Source organism: Helicobacter enhydrae (assembly GCF_001693335.1).
GTDB lineage: Bacteria > Campylobacterota > Campylobacteria > Campylobacterales > Helicobacteraceae > Helicobacter_G > Helicobacter_G enhydrae.
The window spans coordinates 1,422,524-1,441,052 of sequence record NZ_CP016503.1; the positions used below are offsets into that span (position 1 = coordinate 1,422,524).

24 protein-coding genes are annotated in these 18,529 nt (G+C 40.8%); 9 read left to right on the forward strand and 15 right to left on the reverse strand.

Annotation, left to right across the window (positions count from 1 at the left end; all coding sequences use genetic code 11):
- Positions 1-5: 5 nt before the first annotated feature.
- The 5 genes from rpmF to metK form a co-directional block, all read right to left on the reverse strand.
- A complete protein-coding gene (rpmF, locus tag BBW65_RS06785) occupies positions 6-152 on the reverse strand; it encodes a 50S ribosomal protein L32 (RefSeq protein WP_066341339.1) in 147 nt (48 codons plus the stop codon).
- 1 nt (position 153) lies between these two features.
- A complete protein-coding gene (locus tag BBW65_RS06790) occupies positions 154-507 on the reverse strand; it encodes a DUF177 domain-containing protein (protein WP_066341341.1) in 354 nt (117 codons plus the stop codon).
- An 8-nt stretch (positions 508-515) separates the two neighbouring features.
- Positions 516-929, reverse strand: coding sequence for a nucleoside-diphosphate kinase (gene ndk, locus BBW65_RS06795; RefSeq protein WP_066341342.1), 414 nt, complete (start codon positions 927-929; stop codon positions 516-518).
- Between the two features lie 134 nt (positions 930-1,063).
- Positions 1,064-1,342: a DUF362 domain-containing protein gene (locus BBW65_RS06800; protein ID WP_066341344.1), complete on the reverse strand. Its 279-nt coding sequence runs from the start codon at positions 1,340-1,342 to the stop codon at positions 1,064-1,066.
- Between the two features lie 95 nt (positions 1,343-1,437).
- Positions 1,438-2,595, reverse strand: coding sequence for a methionine adenosyltransferase (gene metK / locus BBW65_RS06805; RefSeq protein ID WP_066341346.1), 1,158 nt, complete (start codon positions 2,593-2,595; stop codon positions 1,438-1,440).
- A 197-nt stretch (positions 2,596-2,792) separates the two neighbouring features.
- Between metK and BBW65_RS06810 the strand changes: the two genes are divergently transcribed.
- Positions 2,793-3,389, forward strand: a complete 597-nt coding sequence (locus BBW65_RS06810) for a peroxiredoxin (RefSeq protein WP_066341349.1) — start codon at positions 2,793-2,795, stop codon at positions 3,387-3,389.
- 57 nt (positions 3,390-3,446) lie between these two features.
- Here BBW65_RS06810 and BBW65_RS06815 read toward each other — a convergent pair whose 3' ends face one another.
- A complete protein-coding gene (locus BBW65_RS06815; protein ID WP_066341351.1) occupies positions 3,447-4,049 on the reverse strand; it encodes a class II aldolase and adducin N-terminal domain-containing protein in 603 nt (200 codons plus the stop codon).
- A gap of 229 nt (positions 4,050-4,278) precedes the next feature.
- Here BBW65_RS06815 and BBW65_RS06820 point away from each other — a divergent pair, with 229 nt between their 5' ends.
- The 3 genes from BBW65_RS06820 to dnaK are packed head-to-tail and all read left to right on the forward strand — an operon-like array spanning position 4,279 to position 7,464.
- A complete protein-coding gene (locus BBW65_RS06820; RefSeq protein ID WP_066341353.1) occupies positions 4,279-5,070 on the forward strand; it encodes a hypothetical protein in 792 nt (263 codons plus the stop codon).
- Positions 5,071-5,079: 9 nt separating this feature from the next.
- On the forward strand, positions 5,080-5,586 hold the full coding sequence (gene grpE / locus BBW65_RS06825; protein ID WP_066341356.1) for a nucleotide exchange factor GrpE: 507 nt from the start codon (positions 5,080-5,082) through the stop codon (positions 5,584-5,586).
- 15 nt (positions 5,587-5,601) lie between these two features.
- Entirely contained in the window at positions 5,602-7,464 is a 1,863-nt protein-coding gene (gene dnaK / locus BBW65_RS06830; RefSeq protein WP_066341358.1) for a molecular chaperone DnaK, read from the forward strand.
- A gap of 1,039 nt (positions 7,465-8,503) precedes the next feature.
- Here dnaK and BBW65_RS06835 read toward each other — a convergent pair.
- From BBW65_RS06835 to BBW65_RS06860, 6 genes are read right to left on the reverse strand one after another with little or no spacing between them, the layout of a single operon-like run.
- Positions 8,504-9,070 (reverse strand): hypothetical protein, encoded by a 567-nt coding sequence (locus BBW65_RS06835; RefSeq protein ID WP_066341361.1) that lies wholly within the window; start codon positions 9,068-9,070, stop codon positions 8,504-8,506.
- Positions 9,070-10,200 carry a dihydropteroate synthase gene (gene folP / locus BBW65_RS06840; protein ID WP_066341363.1) on the reverse strand — a complete coding sequence of 377 codons (1,131 nt, stop codon included), beginning with the start codon at positions 10,198-10,200 and terminating at the stop codon, positions 9,070-9,072. Before folP ends, BBW65_RS06835 begins: the two co-directional genes overlap by 1 nt.
- Positions 10,200-10,805: a DNA polymerase III subunit delta' gene (locus BBW65_RS06845; protein WP_066341365.1), complete on the reverse strand. Its 606-nt coding sequence runs from the start codon at positions 10,803-10,805 to the stop codon at positions 10,200-10,202. The genes folP and BBW65_RS06845 overlap by 1 nt, the downstream gene beginning before the upstream one ends.
- Complete coding sequence (locus BBW65_RS06850) at positions 10,806-11,429, reverse strand: HobA family DNA replication regulator (RefSeq protein ID WP_083986136.1); 624 nt, start codon at positions 11,427-11,429, stop codon at positions 10,806-10,808.
- The gene (locus BBW65_RS06855; protein WP_066341371.1) at positions 11,371-12,588 is read right to left on the reverse strand and encodes an aspartate kinase; all 1,218 of its coding nucleotides are present in this window, start codon (positions 12,586-12,588) and stop codon (positions 11,371-11,373) included. The genes BBW65_RS06850 and BBW65_RS06855 overlap by 59 nt, the downstream gene beginning before the upstream one ends.
- Positions 12,589-13,056 (reverse strand): RNA pyrophosphohydrolase, encoded by a 468-nt coding sequence (locus tag BBW65_RS06860; protein WP_066341377.1) that lies wholly within the window; start codon positions 13,054-13,056, stop codon positions 12,589-12,591.
- A 151-nt stretch (positions 13,057-13,207) separates the two neighbouring features.
- Here BBW65_RS06860 and BBW65_RS06865 point away from each other — a divergent pair, with 151 nt between their 5' ends.
- From BBW65_RS06865 to flgK, 4 genes are all read left to right on the forward strand, one after another.
- Positions 13,208-13,411, forward strand: a complete 204-nt coding sequence (locus tag BBW65_RS06865; RefSeq protein WP_066341379.1) for a hypothetical protein — start codon at positions 13,208-13,210, stop codon at positions 13,409-13,411.
- A gap of 65 nt (positions 13,412-13,476) precedes the next feature.
- A complete protein-coding gene (locus tag BBW65_RS06870) occupies positions 13,477-13,707 on the forward strand; it encodes a flagellar biosynthesis anti-sigma factor FlgM (protein WP_083986138.1) in 231 nt (76 codons plus the stop codon).
- Between the two features lie 45 nt (positions 13,708-13,752).
- Complete coding sequence (locus BBW65_RS06875) at positions 13,753-14,181, forward strand: hypothetical protein (RefSeq protein ID WP_066341381.1); 429 nt, start codon at positions 13,753-13,755, stop codon at positions 14,179-14,181.
- 2 nt (positions 14,182-14,183) lie between these two features.
- The gene (gene flgK / locus BBW65_RS06880) at positions 14,184-16,001 is read left to right on the forward strand and encodes a flagellar hook-associated protein FlgK (protein ID WP_066341383.1); all 1,818 of its coding nucleotides are present in this window, start codon (positions 14,184-14,186) and stop codon (positions 15,999-16,001) included.
- On the opposite strand, the gene BBW65_RS06885 is transcribed toward flgK, so the two are convergent.
- Genes BBW65_RS06885 through BBW65_RS06895 form a run of 3 tightly spaced genes read right to left on the reverse strand, consistent with a single transcriptional unit; the run spans position 15,991 to position 17,571 of the window.
- Entirely contained in the window at positions 15,991-16,527 is a 537-nt protein-coding gene (locus tag BBW65_RS06885; RefSeq protein WP_066341385.1) for a hypothetical protein, read from the reverse strand. The genes flgK and BBW65_RS06885 overlap by 11 nt on opposite strands.
- Positions 16,508-16,717, reverse strand: coding sequence for a hypothetical protein (locus tag BBW65_RS06890; protein ID WP_066341387.1), 210 nt, complete (start codon positions 16,715-16,717; stop codon positions 16,508-16,510). The genes BBW65_RS06885 and BBW65_RS06890 overlap by 20 nt, the downstream gene beginning before the upstream one ends.
- The gene (locus tag BBW65_RS06895) at positions 16,699-17,571 is read right to left on the reverse strand and encodes a class 1 fructose-bisphosphatase (protein WP_066341388.1); all 873 of its coding nucleotides are present in this window, start codon (positions 17,569-17,571) and stop codon (positions 16,699-16,701) included. The genes BBW65_RS06890 and BBW65_RS06895 overlap by 19 nt, the downstream gene beginning before the upstream one ends.
- An 80-nt stretch (positions 17,572-17,651) precedes the next feature.
- On the opposite strand from BBW65_RS06895, the gene rpe reads away from it, so the two are divergent.
- Positions 17,652-18,296: a ribulose-phosphate 3-epimerase gene (gene rpe / locus BBW65_RS06900; protein ID WP_066341390.1), complete on the forward strand. Its 645-nt coding sequence runs from the start codon at positions 17,652-17,654 to the stop codon at positions 18,294-18,296.
- Positions 18,297-18,529: the final 233 nt, after the last annotated feature.

Genomic DNA, 18,529 nt, shown 5'->3' on the forward strand with positions numbered 1-18,529 from the left:
TTTGTTTAATACTGCTTTGAAAATTTGTTGATTGTATGAGGGAGCTTCCAGCTACCATCTTTATCTTTGATTGGTTTTGCCAAAGTGATTTTGTAGTGAGTTCTTCTTTTTGCCGCACGCGTTTTGCTCACTCTTCTTTTTGGAACTGCCATTTTATTCTCCTTGTGTGTGATATTGCATTTGAATCAAATCCATCTCGCTTTGCAAGATGTATTCAAAATCAACAAAGCCATCAAAAAACTCAATGACATCAAAATCATCGTTTTGATTTTGGCTTTGTGTATCCCAAATCCCATTTGAAATACACAAAGACAAAACTTCTTCTATTTGTTGCTCATATTCTTCTCCACTTCTGTCACAGGTCAAAACAATGTTTCCATTTAGTTTTGCCTTGATTTTGTAGAGCTTGGAGCTATCTCTCCAAATTTCACCCTCCAAACTCATACCATCTGATTGGAAATGGAAAGATTTGGGAGTAGAGGTGATTTTCTTGAATTCGATTTTCACATAGAACTCTATAGAATTTCTTCAGCCTTGAAAAAAAACGCTATCTCGTTTTTTGCATTTTCTAAGCTATCGCTTCCGTGGATTGCATTGGCTTCAATGCTTTGTGCGAAGTCAGCACGGATCGTGCCTTTTTCTGCTTCTTTGGGGTTTGTGGCACCCATAAGATCTCTATTTCTAGCAACGGCATTATCGCCCTCTAGCACCATTACAACAACAGGACCACTGATCATAAACTGAACCAAATCATTAAAAAAAGGTCTTTCTTTGTGGATTGCGTAGAAATCTTGAGCTTGTGTTTGAGAAAGCTGGATTTTTTTCATCGCAGCAATTCTTAGATGATTGCTCTCAAAGCGTTCGATGATTTTTCCGATGGTTTGATTGGCAACGGCATCGGGCTTGATGATGGATAATGTTTGCTCCATATATGATTCTCCTAAAGTAAGATATAAATTTGAAATAAACTTGGGATTATAGCCAAAGAGAATTTAAGTTTGACTTAAAACTAAGCGATATAAAGAAAAACAATCTTTTATACTAGGGGATTGCCCCTAGCAGATTATCCCATTACAGGGTGTGAGCCATCCCTCAAGTCGCCACCAATTTCATCACGACTTGTTGTGCCAACTGCACTCCACACGATACATCCATCTGTCGGACAAGCACTTGCACACGCGGGTTCTTCGTTGTGCCCTACGCACTCGACGCATTTGTCAGGATATACATAGTAGATTCCTTCGCCATTTGGATTATCATCATCATCTACGATTGCACTTACAGGACACTCATCGATACAAGATCCGCAAGCAATGCAAATATCAGTAATTTTTACAGACATTTTAACTCCTTAAATTTTTTAGATTCTCATTTTGAACCTTATTGTGAGTATAGTCAAAGTTTTGTAAATAAAAACTTGAATTTTCTCTTTTTGGTTTATATTTTGAGAAAATCTTTGATTTCTTCCACTTTGTCGGTTTTTTCCCAACGAAACTCCGGAAGTTCGCGACCAAAATGCCCATAAGCCGATGTTTTTCTATAAATAGGTTTGAGCAAATCTAGACTTTCGATGATTCCTTTTGGCGTGAGCTTGAATATGTGTTTGACACATTCGCACAGCTTGCTATCTTCTACTTTGCCTGTTCCGTGGGTATTGACAAGGATTGAAACAGGTTCTACAACTCCGATAGCATACGCAACTTGCACCGTGGCTTTTTGACAGGCACCACTTGCTACAAGGTTTTTTGCAACATATCTTGCGGCATAGGCTCCACTACGATCGACTTTGCTAGGATCTTTTCCACTGAAAGCCCCTCCGCCGTGAGGGCAACTTCCACCATAAGTATCGACAATGATTTTGCGTCCTGTTAGTCCGGCATCGCCTTGAGGTCCGCCAATGATAAATTGCCCTGTTGGATTGACAAAATAGCGAATATTATCATTGAGGTATTGATGAGGGATGAATTGATGGACGATTTCTTCGATAACTGCGTCTTTGATATGTTGCTGTGTCACTTCGGGTGAATGCTGTGTAGAGATCACGATTGTATCGATACTTACGGGTTTGCCATCGATATATTTCACAGTGACTTGGGATTTCCCATCTGGACGCAAAAAAGGCAGGGTGCCATCTTTGCGTTTTTGAGCAAGTCCCAAAGTGAGCTGATGGGCTAGGTATATTGGGAGAGGCATCAAAACATCTGTCTCTTGACATGCATATCCAAACATTAGCCCTTGATCCCCTGCACCAATCTCACCATCTTTACGATCTACTCCTTGATTGATGTCTGGACTTTGCTCTCCTATGCCATTCAAAACTCCTGCACTTTTGTAGTCAAATCCATAGAGTGCGTCTGTATATCCAATTTCTTTGACAACTTGCCGTGCGATCTCTTGCATTGGTGCATAGGTGCTAGTCTTTAGCTCCCCTGCAATGACGCAAAAACCATTGGAGACAAGTGTCTCACAGGCTACTCTTGCCTTGGGATCGCGTGCGATGATGTAGTCCAAAATCGCATCGCTGATTTGATCTGCCATTTTATCTGGATGTCCTTCAGTCACAGATTCTGAAGTAAAAAGGAACTCATTTTTCATAAAAACACCTTGTATTTTGATTTTTTTGCATTATATCCTTATAAATCTAAACAATAAGACAAATATGTTTGTTTGGTGAAATATCAACAAAGCAAACAAAAATAAAGTAATCATTTTCTTTTTGCAAATATAATTATTCTGCTCGGTTAGATGATAAAAATTATTATCTACTGAAATACAATAACAAAGGATTGACAATGTTAGTTACAAACAAAGCCCCTGACTTCAAGGCAACTGCAGTTTTGGCAGATAATCAGATCGTTGATAATTTCGAGTTATCAAAAAACATCGGAAAAAATGGTGCCGTGCTTTTTTTCTGGCCCAAGGATTTTACTTTTGTTTGCCCATCAGAAATCATTGCTTTTGACAAGAGAGTCAAAGATTTCCAAGCAAAAGGTTTCAATGTGATCGGTGTCTCTACTGATTCTGAGTTTGTTCATTTGGCTTGGAAAAACACTCCGATCAATCAAGGCGGTATTGGGCAAGTGCAATTCCCAATGGTTGCTGATTTGACACGCTCTATTTCAAGATCATATGATGTGCTTTTTGGAGATGCTATTGCATTGAGAGGTTCATTTTTGATTGATCGTAATATGATTGTGCGTCATTCTGTAGTCAATGATTTCCCATTGGGACGCAATGTTGATGAGATGCTAAGAATGGTAGATGCTCTTTTGTTCTTTGAAGAGAATGGTGAAGTATGTCCTGCTGGATGGAACAAAGGCGATAAAGGTATGAAAGCAAATCCAAGTGGCGTTGCTGAATATCTCAAAGACAACGCAGACAAGCTTTAATCTCTGATAATGTCTCCCCCATCGATCTCTATGGTGGGTGGAGCAATGAGGGGGGGGTTATTCAATCATAGCATTTTGCATAAGATGTAAGATTTTGCAAGTGTTTTCTACTAGTGCGATTTTTTTTGCCAATGCGTGAAGATCGCGATCAAAGGCATAAACCCCATAGCCTTTCACTACAAGAAATTTTTTGTTGTTTTTTGCAATGTGTGCAGAGATCTCTTGAGATGCCCGTTGATACCAAGTGTCATAGTTTTGGGGGTCCCATATCTCTATCTCATCTCCTAAGATTTGCTTGCCAAAAAAATCAATAGGATGGATTTTGTCGTGTTTGAGCGAATAGGCGACACTATGAGGAGGCATCGCATAAGCGATAAATTTGGCATTTTTGTATTGTTGGTATATCTGTGAATGGATTGTTGCATCAACACTTGCCTCATTCCAACGATAATCTGGTTGTGTGTTCAAAACAATCAAACTATGCTGATTGATGTTGTCAAAGACTGCTTGACGCCGATTGATGACAAATTGATTGTAGGTCAGTCTTGCAGAGATGGATCCATGGAAAATCCCAAAAAAGTTTTTGCGAAACATAGAGAGAGAAACTTCCCTCATCGCAGAAACTAGCTTTTGGTCAATATCGTTGAAATGCGCGCTCATAGAAAATCCTAATCGTATGGTTGTGAAATATCAAAAGACATTATATCTGAAAAAAACTTCATATTTGATATATCTTAACTTATAAAAATTAAGTCTATCTATATAAACTTTCTTTATTTTTTTGACTAAAGTTATCAATTTTTAGCAAAGTAAATAGAAAATTGCTAATTTTATGAGCTATAATTTTGCTCGTAGTTTTTAAGCTACTTAAAATATGAAAGTGAAGAAAATGATCAAGAAGAAAACAATCCTTTTGAAGTATGTCATTCAAGAGTATCTCAAAAGCGGAGAGCCTATCGGTTCTCAATCTGCCAAAGAATTGGCACAGATGAAGGTTTCTTCTGCAACGATTCGCAATTATTTCAAGTCAATGATGGATGAGGGGCTGTTGCTTCAATCACACGCAAGCAGTGGGCGTATCCCTACGCACTTCGCTCTCAAAAGTTATTGGCGTGAAATGTTTGATAGCGACAAGATTGCTTGCTTTGAGAATTGTTTGGATCTTGAGGCAAAGAGCAAACAGCTAGATTGCTTTGTGGGTGTTTTGTTTCTCAATCATTTCAAACTGACTGAGGTACAAAATCACGAGAATCTGTTTTTGGTTTTGCGATTTGCAGATGTAGAGCGATCAGAAGAGCAAGAGGTCGTGTTGCGTTATCGAGCACCATTGCATCGTTTCGCTGAAGAGCTTGTGGGGATGAGGCTTGAAGATATCAAATCATTTGCTTCACAAGTGCAGGCAAATGAGTTTTTGAGATCTTTGGATTCTTTGCTTGAAAAGCATTTCATCTTTTTGGGTGTTAAGCATATTGCTAGTTTTCTCCAAAACTCTCACGGCGAGAGGTTGTTTTTTGAGCTGAGTCGTGGGGAAATCTTCAATCGTTTGAGGAATGGAGTTTATTTTGATGAAATCTTCCCAAAAGGCTATGTTACTTTTGTGCGAGAAGCCTTTGTGGCAGGAGAAAAAGTCAAAATGCTTTATTGTGGAAAGCTTGAGTGTGATTATTCTTCAATTTTATAAGGAGGTAGAATGCAAACAGATGAGAATCAAGAACTAGAGACTGCACCAAAAGAGTCTCAAGCAGAAGCTGAAGTGGAGCAAGAAAACTTTGAAGAAAAGTTCAAAGCTCTTGAGTCAGAGTATCTGCGTGTTTATGCAGATTTTGAAAATGTCAAGAAGCGTTTGGAGCGTGAAAAATATCAGGCATTGGAGTATTGCTATGAAGAGATAGCAAAGGATTTGCTCCCAGTGATTGATACACTTGAAAAAGCTTTGGAGATTGCCAAAGAAGCACAGCAAGAAGCGATTGGAGAGGGGATCAAGCTCACGCTAGATAATCTAATCAAAGTCGTGCAAAAGCACGGCATTGAGGTGATTGCCCAAGAGGGTGAGTTTGATCCACAACTGCACGATGCGATTATGCAAGTGCCAAGTGAGGAAGTGGAAGAGGGGCATATTGTCCAAACCTTGCAAAAGGGTTACAAATACAAAGAACGCACATTACGACCAGCAATGGTAAGTGTGGCAAAAAATTAAATTAAGGAGTAAAAAATGGCAAAAGTAATTGGGATTGATTTGGGAACAACAAATTCGGCGATGGCAGTTTATGAGGGCAATGAGGCAAAAATCATTGCCAACAAAGAAGGAAAAAATACAACACCTTCTATCGTGGCTTTCACTGATAAAGGCGAGATTTTAGTCGGAGATCCGGCAAAACGACAGGCAGTCACCAACCCTCTCAAAACGATTTATTCGATCAAGAGAATTATGGGCTTGATGTTTAATGAAGACAAGGCAAAAGAGGCAGAGAAGCGATTGCCTTATAAGATCGTAGATCGCAATGGTGCGTGTGCTGTAGAAATCGGAGATAAGGTTTATACACCACAAGAAATCAGTGCCAAGATTCTAGGCAAAATCAAAGAAGATGCGGAGAGTTACCTTGGCGAAGAGGTGAGCGAGGCTGTCATCACGGTGCCTGCTTATTTCAATGATGCTCAAAGAAAGGCGACAAAAGAGGCAGGAACGATTGCCGGTCTCAATGTGTTGCGTATCATCAATGAGCCAACAAGTGCGGCTCTTGCTTATGGGTTGGACAAAAAAGAATCTGAAAAGATCGTGGTGTATGACTTGGGTGGAGGGACATTTGATGTCACTGTGCTAGAAACTGGGGACAATGTCGTAGAGGTGCTTGCAACCGGTGGAGATGCTTTTTTGGGTGGAGATGACTTTGATAACAAAATCATTGATTGGGCAGTTGAAGAGTTCAAAAGCGAGAGTGGGATTGATTTGAAATCTGATGTGATGGCACTCCAAAGACTCAAAGAGGCAAGCGAGAACGCCAAAAAAGAGCTTAGCAGTGCAAATGAGACAGAAATCAATTTGCCTTTTATCACTGCTGATGCAAGTGGTCCTAAGCATTTTGTCAAAAAACTCACAAGGGCAAAATTTGAGAGTTTGATTGATGGCTTGGTTGAAGAAACGATCAAAAAGATTGATTTTGTCATCAAAGATGCTGGGTTGAGCAAGAGTGACATCAATGAAGTTGTGATGGTGGGTGGCTCTACACGCGTTCCAAAGGTGCAAGAAAGAGTGAGAGAGTTTATCGGAAAAGAGCTCAATAAATCTGTCAATCCTGATGAAGTTGTTGCAATCGGTGCAGCCATTCAGGGTGGAGTGCTTAAAGGAGATGTGAAAGATGTCCTCTTGCTTGATGTGACACCTTTGAGTTTGGGGATTGAAACTGCTGGAGGGATTTGCACCAAGATTGTAGAGCGTGGTGTGACAATCCCCACCAAAAAATCTCAAATTTTCTCAACTTATGAGGATAATCAACCTGCAGTTTCTATTAATGTTTTGCAGGGTGAGAGGGAGTTGGCAAAAGACAACAAATCTTTGGGAAGATTTGATTTGACAGGGATCCCTGCTGCACCTCGTGGTGTCCCTCAAATCGAAGTCACCTTTGATATTGATGCCAATGGAATCTTGACTGTGAGTGCCAAAGATAAAAATACCGGCAAATCTCAAGAGATCAAAATCAGTGGATCTAGTGGATTGAGTGATAGCGAGATTGAAAAAATGGTAAAAGATGCAGAGCTTCACAAAGAGGAAGATATGAAGCGTAAGGAGTTGATTGAGCTCAAAAATCAAGCAGATGCTTTGGCACATCAGACACAAAAAAGCCTTGATGAAAACAAAGCCAATCTTGCAAACAACGAGGTCGAAGAGATCCAAGGGGCGATCAAAGCACTAGAAGATGCGACAAAAAATGAAGGTGCCACCAAAGAAGAGATCGAGGCAAAAATCCAAGCGTTGAGTCAAGTGGCTCAAAAACTTGCTCAAGCGAGTCAAAACAATCAGGGGAATGCACAACAGGGCAAAAAAGACGACGATGTCATTGATGCAGAGGTGGAATAAAGAGGAGGCTTCCTCTCATCCCACTCTCCCCCCCCCCTCATCCTTTCTCCATTTCTCACTCACTTTCTCACCAAATCCCTTTTTATATGTTTAAACCTACTTTGTAGTGATTCTAGAAACTCTTGGATTCTCTTTTCAAGTTACTTTTGCAAAAGCACACTTTCTACTTTCTCAAGCTTGGTTTGATTTTTTCTTTTGAAGTTGGGTTGGGAAAATGTGACTTTTGGCGATTCCAGAATCTCTTGGGATTCTCTTTCTTTGAGTTGGCTTTGAGCAAAGCACCCTTTATACAATCCTAGAATCCCCTAGGATCTCTCTTAAGGGGGGCAAGGGGAACTTATAGCAAGCGTTCCCCTTATCCCCCTTAACAACCCCCATAACCCCAGCATTGCATTAGCAAGGCTTGTTCAAGATTACATTGACTTGGAATCTTTTTTGGTTCTACAATGTTAGTTTGGTTAGCAGTTGTTTGTGCTTATATTGAAATAGTGAGGTTTTTTGTGTTTTTTAGAGTTTTAAAAGATTGTAAAGAGATTCTAAGAATCTAAGAATCCAAAGAATCAAAAATCAAAAATGCTTTCACAAAGATTCTAAAGATTCTAAGAATTTAAAGAATCTAAACAAAAACAAGAAACTAGAATCTAGTTTCAAATCAAAAAACCACCAAACACAATCAAACAAAAACATTGCACTCTATCGTTGGGTAACACACAAAAAGCGGGCAGGGGTTTGGGGGATTTTAAGGGGGATAAGGGGGGTGCCTCGCAATAAACCCCCTTGTCCCCCTTATAGAAAAAAGCAAAGTAAGTTTCAATGACTAAGAAGCGTGCTTGTGCAAATCCAATCTCAAAAACTAGAAAACAAATCTAGAATCACCAAAGAGTATAGAGTCTCTCAAGCCAACTTGCAAAGAAATCCTCACAGATTCTAGAGTCACCCAAAAGTGTGACTTCACTCAAACCAAGATTTAACAACAAGAGAAATACCAAAGAGCGTAGAGCCTTTAAACCAAATCTACTTCATACATCGTGATGATGCCTCAATCCTCATCTTCCTCGGTATTTTGGATTCTTTGGATTTGATTTTTGATAGAGATGACTTCTTGGAGTTGTTTTCTGAATTTTGCAGATTGCAGTCTGTCATTGATTTGCACCAAATGTGCGATATTGTCTTTTTGGATCTCATAGATTTCCATAATATTTTCTTGCTCTTCTCGTGGCAGATCGTGGGTTTTTTCATAGATTTCACCCAAAATCCTCTCTTGAAAACAAACCATCAAAATATTGACAATTTTTTGGATCCTGTTGATAGGGATAGAACGGAATTTTTTGTGCAAAAGCAGGACGATGTCTTCTTGGCTGAAGTGGGTGAAATAGTTGGTTGGGAGATCATAGACTTCTTCTAGTCTCTCAAGATGTCCAAAAGGGCTTTTGGTCTCGCGTGGTGTGTGCTCTTTTTTGTGGTGGGCTGAGAAGTTTTGCACATAGCCCTCTATCCCTTTTTTATAGATTTGGAGGATACTCTCTGCGTCTTTGGCGTCTAGATCTTCTTGAGTGAATCCGTGCTTGAGTAGGGTTTTGATGATGGATTTGGAGACTTTTGCCATTAGATTTCTCCCAATGCTTGAAGGATTTTGATCATATCGATATGCTCCTGCACATCGTGGATCCTTAGGATGTTTGCTCCATTTTGTAGGGCGATTTGGTGCAGCGCAAGCGTGCCGCTTAGACGCTGATGCACGGGTTGCTGGGTGAGAAGTCCGATGGTGTTTTTGCGACTTGCTCCCACAAGGAGTGGCAAGTGGAAATGTTTGAAATGCTCAAGGTGTTGAATGAGTGCGATGTTTTGATGCAAATCTTTGGCGAACCCAAAACCAATATCCAAAATAATATCGTGGATGTGGTGTGCTTGAAGGGTTTGAATCTGTTGTGTGAAAAAGGTATCGATTTCTTCAAAAAGATTGTTGTAGTTTGTGAGCGTTTGCATCGTTTGGGGTGTGCCTTTGGAGTGCATCAAAACCACTTTGGCTCCAAACTCTTGGGCTATGGCAATCATCTCTGGATTTTTGAATCCAAAAATATCATTGAGGATGTGGAACCCCCGCGACAAGGCGTATTCTGCCGTGTGGGGGTTGTAGGTGTCAATGCTCAATTTGATATGGCTAGGAATCACAGGCAACAAATCCAAAAGAGGCTTGAGGCGTTCTATCTCTTGGTGGCTAGAGATCAAGGGGCTATCAGGTCTTGAGCTTGCTGCACCGATGTCAATGATCTGCACCCCCAAAGCGATGAGCTGTTGTATGTGTTGCAAGGCTTCTTGTGCTTGGAAGCGACTCCCGCTATAGAAGCTATCTGGCGTGAGGTTAAGGATAGCCATAAGTTCAGGCGGGTAATGGGGGGCGGTGAGGTGTTGGGTCAGGGTGTGGGCAAGGGATTTGAGATCGAATGGTTGGATTTGGCATTTCCGAATGATTCTAAGAATCTGGGGGCGTGTGCCAAAAAGCAAAACATCAAATTCTGCTTTTTGGCATAGTATGGCATCTTTGGGTGTGGCAAGTTCCGCTCCTGCACTCAGTGCTTCTTGCTTGAGAATATGCATCGCTGGAAGGGAAATGCCAAAGATGACAAAGGCGAGTTCGTGAGATTTTTGCACCATTATTTTGTAGCCCGTAGAATCAGGTCGGATAGAGTTCAAAAAATGTGCAAAAGATTTGGGGTGAATGCGTTGGATAAACATTAGCGTTTCCTTGTTTTTTGCAAAAATGCAAGGAGTAGTGGTGTGAGTGTGAGGGTGATTTTTTCATAATGTGTGTTGGCTTGGATGGCTTTGTCAAACAAATCAAGCTCGGTTTGTGTGAGTGTGATGTGCTGGGTGTGGGCGGTGTAGAGCAAACGCTGGATGAGCATCTGTCCTTCTTGCCTAGAGGTGTAAGAGTTGAGGGGCTTGAGAAAATCTAGGATTTGTTGGAAATTGAGTGATTTGAGGTTGAGATCAAGGGGGGTGAGTGGCGTGCTGTGTGATTCTCTAGTCAGCATCATACGCGAACGGATCGTCGGAATCAACGCATTTTTGTTGGGCGTAAAAATCAAAAATCGCGTATTGTGGGGTGGCTCTTCTAGAATCTTGAGCAGTGCGTTTTGGGACTGGAGGTTGAAAGAGTTTGCAATGATTGCGATGGTTTTGAGCTGGTCATCAGCGATATAGGCTTCATTGATGACTTCGTGGGCGTGGGTGATTTGGAAATCTTGGGTTTGAAACACGCGTAATTGGTGTTTGGGAATCTGTAGAGATTCTAAGATAGCGTTTGGATTTTGTGTGAGATAAATTTGCCCAATCGTCATTTAAAACTCAAGTGAAAATTTTTCAACAATCATTGCACTAAGGCTCAGATCAAAGAGTTTGTAAAGTTGCAAAAGCTTGACATCCAAAATATCATCCTCATCAATCCTCAAAGAATTGCTGATAGATTCTCCAATCATCCACAAAAAGCTATTTTCATTTTCCAATGCAAGATCAATGATTGGGGAGAGGTTGTTTTTGCCCACATAAAAAAACGCATATTCTTTGAAAGTCATATCAAGCATATCTTTGAAAAGTTGGACATTTTGGCTTGATTTGCTGTTTTGTATCGGCAAAATATTTTCAAATCCCTCCATACTCACAAATGGCAAAAAGGGGCGATTGTTTTTGGGGTGGTTGATGTTGGCTAACATATAGTGTTTGAACCAAAGCCTTTGGTTGTCTGTGACAATGATAAAAGTCCCGCCACGCAAAATGAAACTTAGGGCATTGGAAAACAGAAGCGATAGATTGAGATAATTTTCTTCAAGCCACCCGTATTTTTTGCCCTGAAGCTCGTTTTCTTTGCGAATCGTCTGCAAAATCCAGTCTGAAATCTCCTCCATATTAGCGATCCAAATTGTAGGTTTTGTGCAATGCACGCACGGCTGTTTGGGCGTATTCATCGCTAATGATCATTGAGATTTTGATCTCGCTTGTGCCAATCATCATAATATTGATATTTTCTTTTGCCATAGCGCTAAAACAAGAACTTGCAACGCCAGAGTGTGATTTCATCCCCACCCCGACAATCGACACTTTGGCGATATTGTAATCGCAGTCAATCTGATCATACAAATGGGAGAAATCTTTGAGGATTTGTTGGGTGAGTGCGATTTCTGTTTTGGGGATGGTGAAATCTAGATCAGTTTTGCCATCGCGTCCGATGGTTTGAACAATCATATCCACATTGATGTTGTGGGCTGAAAGGGATTCAAAGATCTTGGCAGCAATTCCGGGCTCATCATTGAGATTGCTGATACTGATGCGCGCTTGGTTTTTGTCCAAAGCAACGCCGCTAACGATTGGTTGTTCCATAATGTTTTCCTCACTTGTAATTAAAGTTCCTTCATTGTCATTAAAAGAGTTGCGTGTGATGAGATTGACATTGAGTTTTTTAGCCATTTCTACAGAACGATTGAGAAGCACTTTTGCCCCCATACTTGCAAGCTCTAGCATTTCTTCATAGCTGATTTTGTCTAGTTTTTTTGCCTGTGGCTCAATGCGTGGATCTGTGGTATAGACTCCATCAACATCGGTGTAGATTTCACAAACATCTGCTTGGATCGCCCCTGCGATTGCCACGGCTGAGAGATCACTTCCACCCCTTCCAAGAGTCGTGGTTGCACCCTTTGTAGTCGCTCCTTGAAACCCTGCCACAATCACAATGTAGTCCTCTTGAAGTAGATTTATAATCTTATCTGTTTGGATTTGTTCGATCCTAGCTTTTGTGTGGATGCCATCTGTGATGATCCCTGCCTCCTTGCCACTGAGTGATATGGCTTTGTATCCTTGGGATTCTAGGGCGATTGCCACAAGTGCGCGCGTGATTTGCTCTCCACTGCTCAAGACCACATCGCTCTCTCTTGGATTGGGGATAGGGTAGTCTGTGTGTTGAAAATACTGGATAAATTGCACAAGTTTATCTGTATCTCCACTCATCGCTGAAACGACAACGACAACTTGGTGTCCTGCCTTTTTGGCTTTGATGATTTTTTGGGTGATATTGTTGATGCGTTCGCAGTTGCCAACGCTGGTTCCACCATATTTTTGGACGATTAGCATTTATAGAAACCCCTCTTGTTTGAAATAATCCAACACTTCTTTGTAAAGTGGTTTTTTGAAGTGCTTGATGACTTTGAAGATTTGACTCAATGGGACGAAATCATAACGCACAAATTCTGGATTTTCTGTGTGAATGTTGATTTGCCTGTCTGATTTGAGACGCACCAAAAAATACCTTTGGCGTTGCCCTTGAAAGGGATAGAATTTTTTGAGAGCTTGGGGTGGGAAATCGTATTGGAGCCATTTGGGATATTCTCCTAAGATTTCAACTTCTCGTGTGCCAATCTCTTCCCATAATTCTCTCAAAAGAGCCTCTCGGACTTGTTCTCCCTCATCGATACCACCTTGTGGAAATTGCCAAACATCGTGCAAGTCTTTGCGTTGTCCGACAAAAATTTTGCAGTCATTAGGATATTGAGAAGACAATATGATTGCTGCAACATTTGGGCGATATTTCTTCTCTTCCATAGTTTCTCCTTTTGAGATTGTGCGACAAATTAGGGAAAATGTCGTAGTTCTTATGATTTTTGGTTATTATTTTATACTATTGCATTTTTATAATCAAGTTATATATGGATTGTTTTTGCAATAACACTTAAGAATGTGAGGGAACTAGAGTTTGAGCGAAGTGAAATTTTGGATCATTCCTTTTGTTTGTTTTAGTTGCTTTTGTGTTTTGATGTTGGCATTGATGATTTATGTTTATAGCGATCAAAATAGTGCTGGAGCGATTGATCGCTTGTTTTTTGCACCCAATGCAGACACCAATGGTGTGGCAACAATGCAAGAGTTTCAACAAGCAATGGACAAAAAATTCAAATAAATTCAAAAAGCGTCGATATTTGAGCAGAACTTTTTTAGTGTTATCAATATTTTAAGGAGGCTAAAATGATTAGCGATCGCACAAAGATTGGGGTTGGCGGCAATTATGCACAAGCTTCAAGGGTTGGATTGAAAGACAAAACAGAGACAAGTGAGAAAAAAACAGAAAAACTTGAGCAAAAAGAAAAGATTAACAATCGTGCAGCAGAAATCAAAGAGCAAATCAAAGAAGGGACATATAAAGTCGATACACAAAAAACCGCAGAAAAAATGGCACTAAATTTGCTTAATCGTTAGAAATACCCATAAGCACTCGCTTTGGGCTTCTAAAGGATTTGAGTTATGTTATATCAATACTTACAAGACGCAATTAGCAAAATCGAACATTTAATCGCTTTGACACAAGAGGATATTCAAGATCTATCCCAAGCACGAAATGATGCAATTTTTAAAAGGGTGTCTATCAAAGATGCGTTGGTGAAATCTTTTGAGGATGCCAAAGGGCAGATTGATCGTGAGATGTTGCGTTTGCGTAATCAAAATCCAGAAAAATCTCTTGCTGATTTGCTTGATAGTGAAGTGAGGGATTTGCTAGAAGTGATGAAAGAAAAACTTAGAATCCTCAAAGACATCAATAGTGGTTATGCCAAGAGTGTGTATGCTGTCAATGAGTTTTATACCTCATTGCTTAGGAAAATTGTGCCACACGAGAGTTCGGGATATGGTGGCTATGCAAAGCCACAGCAAAGCTTCTTGATGGTTGAGGTGTGATAATGGGTGGGATTCTGACATCTCTTAACACCTCTTACACAGGACTTCAGGCACATCAGGCAATGGTGGATACTACGGGGAACAATATCGCCAATGCAAGTGATGAGTTTTATTCGCGTCAAAAAGTCATCCTCAAGCCACAGAGACCTTTGGACAAAGGGGATTATCATATTGGAACGGGGGTGCAGGTTGAGAGCATTATGCGCGCTCACGATGAGTTTGTGTTCCAAAGATATGAGCGTGTGGCTCAAGAAAAAGAGTTCTATCAAACCCAATACGATCGCTTGAGGGAAGCGACAGCGATGTTTCCGGATTTGGAGGGTGTGGGGATTTATGAGGATTTGCAAAGTTATTTCAACGCTTGGAAAGAATTGGCTAAAAATGCCAATGACCCTGCTCAAAAGCAACTTTTGCTGGAAAAAACAAATGTATTGCTCAAAAACATTCATTCTTCTTACAACAATTTGGCGTCTTTGCAAAAAAAGGCAAGTGAGGAGTTGGGATTGAGGATTGAGGAAGTCAATCGCATAGGGGCACAAATCGCCAAGATCAACGAACAATTGAGTATCAAAGAGAATCACAAAGACTTAAATTATGCTAACGATTTGAGAGATCAAAGAGATAAACTTGAGTTTGAGCTACGCGAATTGATTGGTGGCAATGTCTTCAAATCCAATCTCAAAACCAACATAGGCGTTGATTCTCAAAGCGTGGATTATGGAGAGAATTATGCTTTTAATGTGGGAGAGGGGTTTAATATCATCGATGGCAAGAATTTTCACCCGCTCACTTTCAAGCAATCTGCAACGGGCAATAATCTCAATCATGTGTTTTTCCAAACTCAAGATCATCGACCTGTGGATATTACAAACTATCTCTACGATGGAAAGATCGGTGGATTGATCCGATTGTATGCTGATGGCAATGATGGAAGTGTGCCCGGAAAAATGCAAGAGTATATTGATTTGCTCAATGTCTTTGCCAATGGCTTCATTGAGGCGACCAACAACATCTATGCCCAAAGTGCAACAAATCGCCTTGAGAGCAATGCACTCAACTTGACCAAAGATCAAGCTTTGGCAGATAGTCAATACAACATCCACCCCGGATCTTTTGATATTGTGATTTACAATGCCGATGGCGATAAAATCGGGACCAAGAGTATCATCATCACCCCTTCTACCTCCCTTGGCGATATTGTCCAACAAATCAATGCCAACACAGATGACAATGGAGACAAAGATTCTCTAAATGACATCGATGACTTTTTTATGGCAAGTTACAATCCTCAAACGGGGAAATTGCAAATCACACCCAAAAAACAAGACAACATCTATATCGGACTGCAGGATAATGGCAGCAATTTGCCCGGTGCTTTGGGTATGAATCGATTTTTTGATGGCAACAATGCTCAGAACATTTCTATCAATGCAGTTTATTCTCAAGATCCTTCAAAAATCCGACCCTGGGTTTCTCCTTCAAAAGGAAATATCGATGTGGCAAATATGATGCAACAAATGCAATATGATGAGTTGCCATTTGCATTTTCCAAAAACTCGATCCAACAAATGCAATTAGCCGAATGCTACCAGCTTTTTGGGGGCGAAATGGCTTCACAAACTCAAGCAGTCAAAACGACGCTAGATACCAAAATGGCATTGTTTTCAGCTGTCAAAAATGAATACACAAGCATTTCACAAGTGAGCGTCGATGAGGAGATGGTCAATCTCATCAAATACCAAAGTGGATATGCAGCCAATGCAAAAGTTGTCAGCACGATTGATAAAATGATTGATACTTTGCTTGGGATTAAGCAGTAGGTAAAGATCGCAGTTTTTTTCTTTGCGCTTCTAGTTTTTGGGCTTCATCATCAAGTTTTTGATCTCGATAGATGGAAGCCCCCAAAATACAGGCTTTGATGATCCCACCATAGCAGGCTTTGATTGCGTATTTTAGGCTTGCGTCTATATCGTGTGCATTGTAAAGATACCAAGATTGAGTGAAGCAGAGTTGCGGATTGCCCCATTTGCACCCAGAATCCACAAAGGCTAGAAATTGTTGTTTGTCTTGAGTGTAGGAGAGTTTGGCACCCATTTGGCAAGAGGGGACATCACCGAGTTTGCAAGCATATTGTAGGGGTTGGAGCGGGCTTTGATGGTTTTGCAGCAGGAGCGTAGAGAGGATTTTACAAGCTTTGAGTGTGCCGTTTTTGCAAGATTCTTGAAAGTAGGGGAGGCTCGATTGGATTTTGTTGTCTTGGTAGAGTGTTAGGGCTTTGGCAAATGGATCTTGTCTGCAAGAGGTGAGCAATATCAGAATGATGAGACTAAAAAGAAAAGTCCGCATTCTGACCTTCGTTCAAAAACAAATAAACTGCCTGAACATATTCTTCGCGGATTTTGCATCGCGGTGCTTCTTTGCAGGTGAGGCAAGAAGTTTGCTGTTGTTTGGCTTGGCATTCTTGCATGGTTTGTTTTTTGTCTTGCATTTGTTGAAAATGCTCCTGTCTTTCTTGTTCTATTGGAAGGGTAGCCATTGACGCTCCTTGTAGATTTGATAAACATATTGGATTTCTTTTTGGCTTCCAAAAAAGCACCCACAAGTATCGTGTATGTGCCGTGTGGGTAGGCTCAAAAGTTCTTGGCTTCCATCAGTTGCCATTCCTCCTGCTTGTTGGAAAATCAGTGCAAAAGGAAAAACCTCAAAGAGTTTGCGTAATTTGCCCTGCGGCTGTTGGGCTGTTGTGGGGTAGCTAAAAAGCCCACCACCTTTGAGAAGGATTTGGTGCAAATCTGGGACCATACCTCCACAATAGCGAAGTCGATACCCACAATTGAAAAGTTCATCAATCATTGCTTTGTGGTAGTCTGTCCATTCTTTTTGTGTCCCACCTGAAGCATTGATGATACCCTGTGTCTGTAGTTTGAGCGTTTCCTTGTCGCTCCAAGCTTGTTTTTGTAGATCATATCTTTGCAGAAACGCACCCTCAAGGTGTCTATAAGCAGTCACCATTTCTAGTCGCAATCCATAGAGGATGTAGCCACTGGCGATGAGATTTTGAGCTTCAAAAGCGTCTTGATAGATTCCAAAGATTGTCCCAACGCTCAAGTTGCCCGGCAAAAGCGAAGAGCCATCGATAGGATCGTAGGCGACCAAAAGATTGGCTTGGGGGTTGGCTGGAGTGATTTCTCCATTTTCTTCAGAGCATATTGCTTTGACACTTGGTAGCTTGAGTAATGCCTCTGCGATGAGCTGATCGCTTTGTATATCAAGGGCTAATTGAATATCTCCGCTTGTGTTTTGGGTTTGCGTGTAGTGGGTGTCGCCTTGTGCAATAAGATCTCGGATTTGAACGCCTAAGGCTGAAAAGCAATCGATAATAGTCTGCATTTAAAATCCTTGCAATAAAATACAAAATTATAACTGCTTTTAATCAAGTGGAGATTGAAACTCAAATATAAAGGAAGTTTATGAAAATCGCACCGAGTATTTTGTCTGCAAATTTTTTGAAACTAGAAGAGGAGGTGTCGCGTATCAATGTCAGTGGGGCAGATTTTTTGCATATTGATGTGATGGATGGGCATTTTGTGCCAAATCTAACTTTTGGACCTGCTATTGTGGAGCAAATCAAACAAGTTTCAACTTTGCCATTAGATATTCATTTGATGGTGGAGAATATTTCATTTTTTGTAGATTTGTTTGCCCTACTTACACCAAGATTTTTGAGCTTTCATATCGAAGAGGAGAAGCATATCCACAGAATCGTGCAAAAGATTCGAGACTATGGTATCTCCCCTGCCGTGGTTGTGAATCCCCATACGCCTCTTGAGCTATTGAAGTATATTTTGCCTGATGTGGATATGGTGCTTTTGATGAGTGTCAATCCCGGTTTTGGTGGGCAGAAATTTATCCCTGCGACTTTGGACAAAGTGCGTCAGCTTAGAGAGATGATTGATGATGCGTCGTTGCGATGTTTGATTGAGGTAGATGGGGGGGTGAGCGATCTCAATGCTAGAGAGTTGTTTGATGTAGGGGCAGATATTTTGGTCGCAGGGAGTTATATTTTTGGAAGCACAGATTATCAAGAAGCTGTGTGTAAAATGAGAAAATCTTGAAACATATTTTGATCCCATATCCGCACACCCCTCCTGCCAAACGCCCCAAATCCAAGAAATCAAGCCAAACTCCCATTATTCTGCAAAAACTTGAGAATGCGGGAAAAATACCCTATCAAGAGTTTGATGCACTTGTGAAACAAGATATATCTTTGGCACATTTGGAAATCTCTCAAGAGAGTATTGAGTTTTTGAATTATGTGGGCTTGCCTGTTGTTTTGCAAGAGGGCAAT

Excerpts from the sequence above, each read along its gene's own strand:
- metK (WP_066341346.1), bottom strand. The coding sequence starts at position 2,595 with ATGAAAAATGAGTTCCTTTTTACTTCAGAATCTGTGACTGAAGGACAT.
- rpmF (WP_066341339.1), bottom strand. The coding sequence starts at position 152 with ATGGCAGTTCCAAAAAGAAGAGTGAGCAAAACGCGTGCGGCAAAAAGA.
- BBW65_RS06895 (WP_066341388.1), bottom strand. The coding sequence starts at position 17,571 with ATGCAGACTATTATCGATTGCTTTTCAGCCTTAGGCGTTCAAATCCGA.
- dnaK (WP_066341358.1), top strand. The coding sequence starts at position 5,602 with ATGGCAAAAGTAATTGGGATTGATTTGGGAACAACAAATTCGGCGATG.
- BBW65_RS06890 (WP_066341387.1), bottom strand. The coding sequence starts at position 16,717 with ATGGCTACCCTTCCAATAGAACAAGAAAGACAGGAGCATTTTCAACAA.
- BBW65_RS06875 (WP_066341381.1), top strand. The coding sequence starts at position 13,753 with ATGTTATATCAATACTTACAAGACGCAATTAGCAAAATCGAACATTTA.
- BBW65_RS06815 (WP_066341351.1), bottom strand. The coding sequence starts at position 4,049 with ATGAGCGCGCATTTCAACGATATTGACCAAAAGCTAGTTTCTGCGATG.
- BBW65_RS06800 (WP_066341344.1), bottom strand. The coding sequence starts at position 1,342 with ATGTCTGTAAAAATTACTGATATTTGCATTGCTTGCGGATCTTGTATC.
- grpE (WP_066341356.1), top strand. The coding sequence starts at position 5,080 with ATGCAAACAGATGAGAATCAAGAACTAGAGACTGCACCAAAAGAGTCT.
- folP (WP_066341363.1), bottom strand. The coding sequence starts at position 10,200 with ATGTTTATCCAACGCATTCACCCCAAATCTTTTGCACATTTTTTGAAC.
- BBW65_RS06820 (WP_066341353.1), top strand. The coding sequence starts at position 4,279 with ATGATCAAGAAGAAAACAATCCTTTTGAAGTATGTCATTCAAGAGTAT.
- BBW65_RS06835 (WP_066341361.1), bottom strand. The coding sequence starts at position 9,070 with ATGGCAAAAGTCTCCAAATCCATCATCAAAACCCTACTCAAGCACGGA.
- rpe (WP_066341390.1), top strand. The coding sequence starts at position 17,652 with ATGAAAATCGCACCGAGTATTTTGTCTGCAAATTTTTTGAAACTAGAA.
- BBW65_RS06870 (WP_083986138.1), top strand. The coding sequence starts at position 13,477 with ATGATTAGCGATCGCACAAAGATTGGGGTTGGCGGCAATTATGCACAA.
- BBW65_RS06860 (WP_066341377.1), bottom strand. The coding sequence starts at position 13,056 with ATGGAAGAGAAGAAATATCGCCCAAATGTTGCAGCAATCATATTGTCT.
- BBW65_RS06810 (WP_066341349.1), top strand. The coding sequence starts at position 2,793 with ATGTTAGTTACAAACAAAGCCCCTGACTTCAAGGCAACTGCAGTTTTG.
- ndk (WP_066341342.1), bottom strand. The coding sequence starts at position 929 with ATGGAGCAAACATTATCCATCATCAAGCCCGATGCCGTTGCCAATCAA.
- BBW65_RS06855 (WP_066341371.1), bottom strand. The coding sequence starts at position 12,588 with ATGCTAATCGTCCAAAAATATGGTGGAACCAGCGTTGGCAACTGCGAA.
- flgK (WP_066341383.1), top strand. The coding sequence starts at position 14,184 with ATGGGTGGGATTCTGACATCTCTTAACACCTCTTACACAGGACTTCAG.
- BBW65_RS06845 (WP_066341365.1), bottom strand. The coding sequence starts at position 10,805 with ATGACGATTGGGCAAATTTATCTCACACAAAATCCAAACGCTATCTTA.
- BBW65_RS06850 (WP_083986136.1), bottom strand. The coding sequence starts at position 11,429 with ATGAATACGCCCAAACAGCCGTGCGTGCATTGCACAAAACCTACAATT.
- BBW65_RS06885 (WP_066341385.1), bottom strand. The coding sequence starts at position 16,527 with ATGCGGACTTTTCTTTTTAGTCTCATCATTCTGATATTGCTCACCTCT.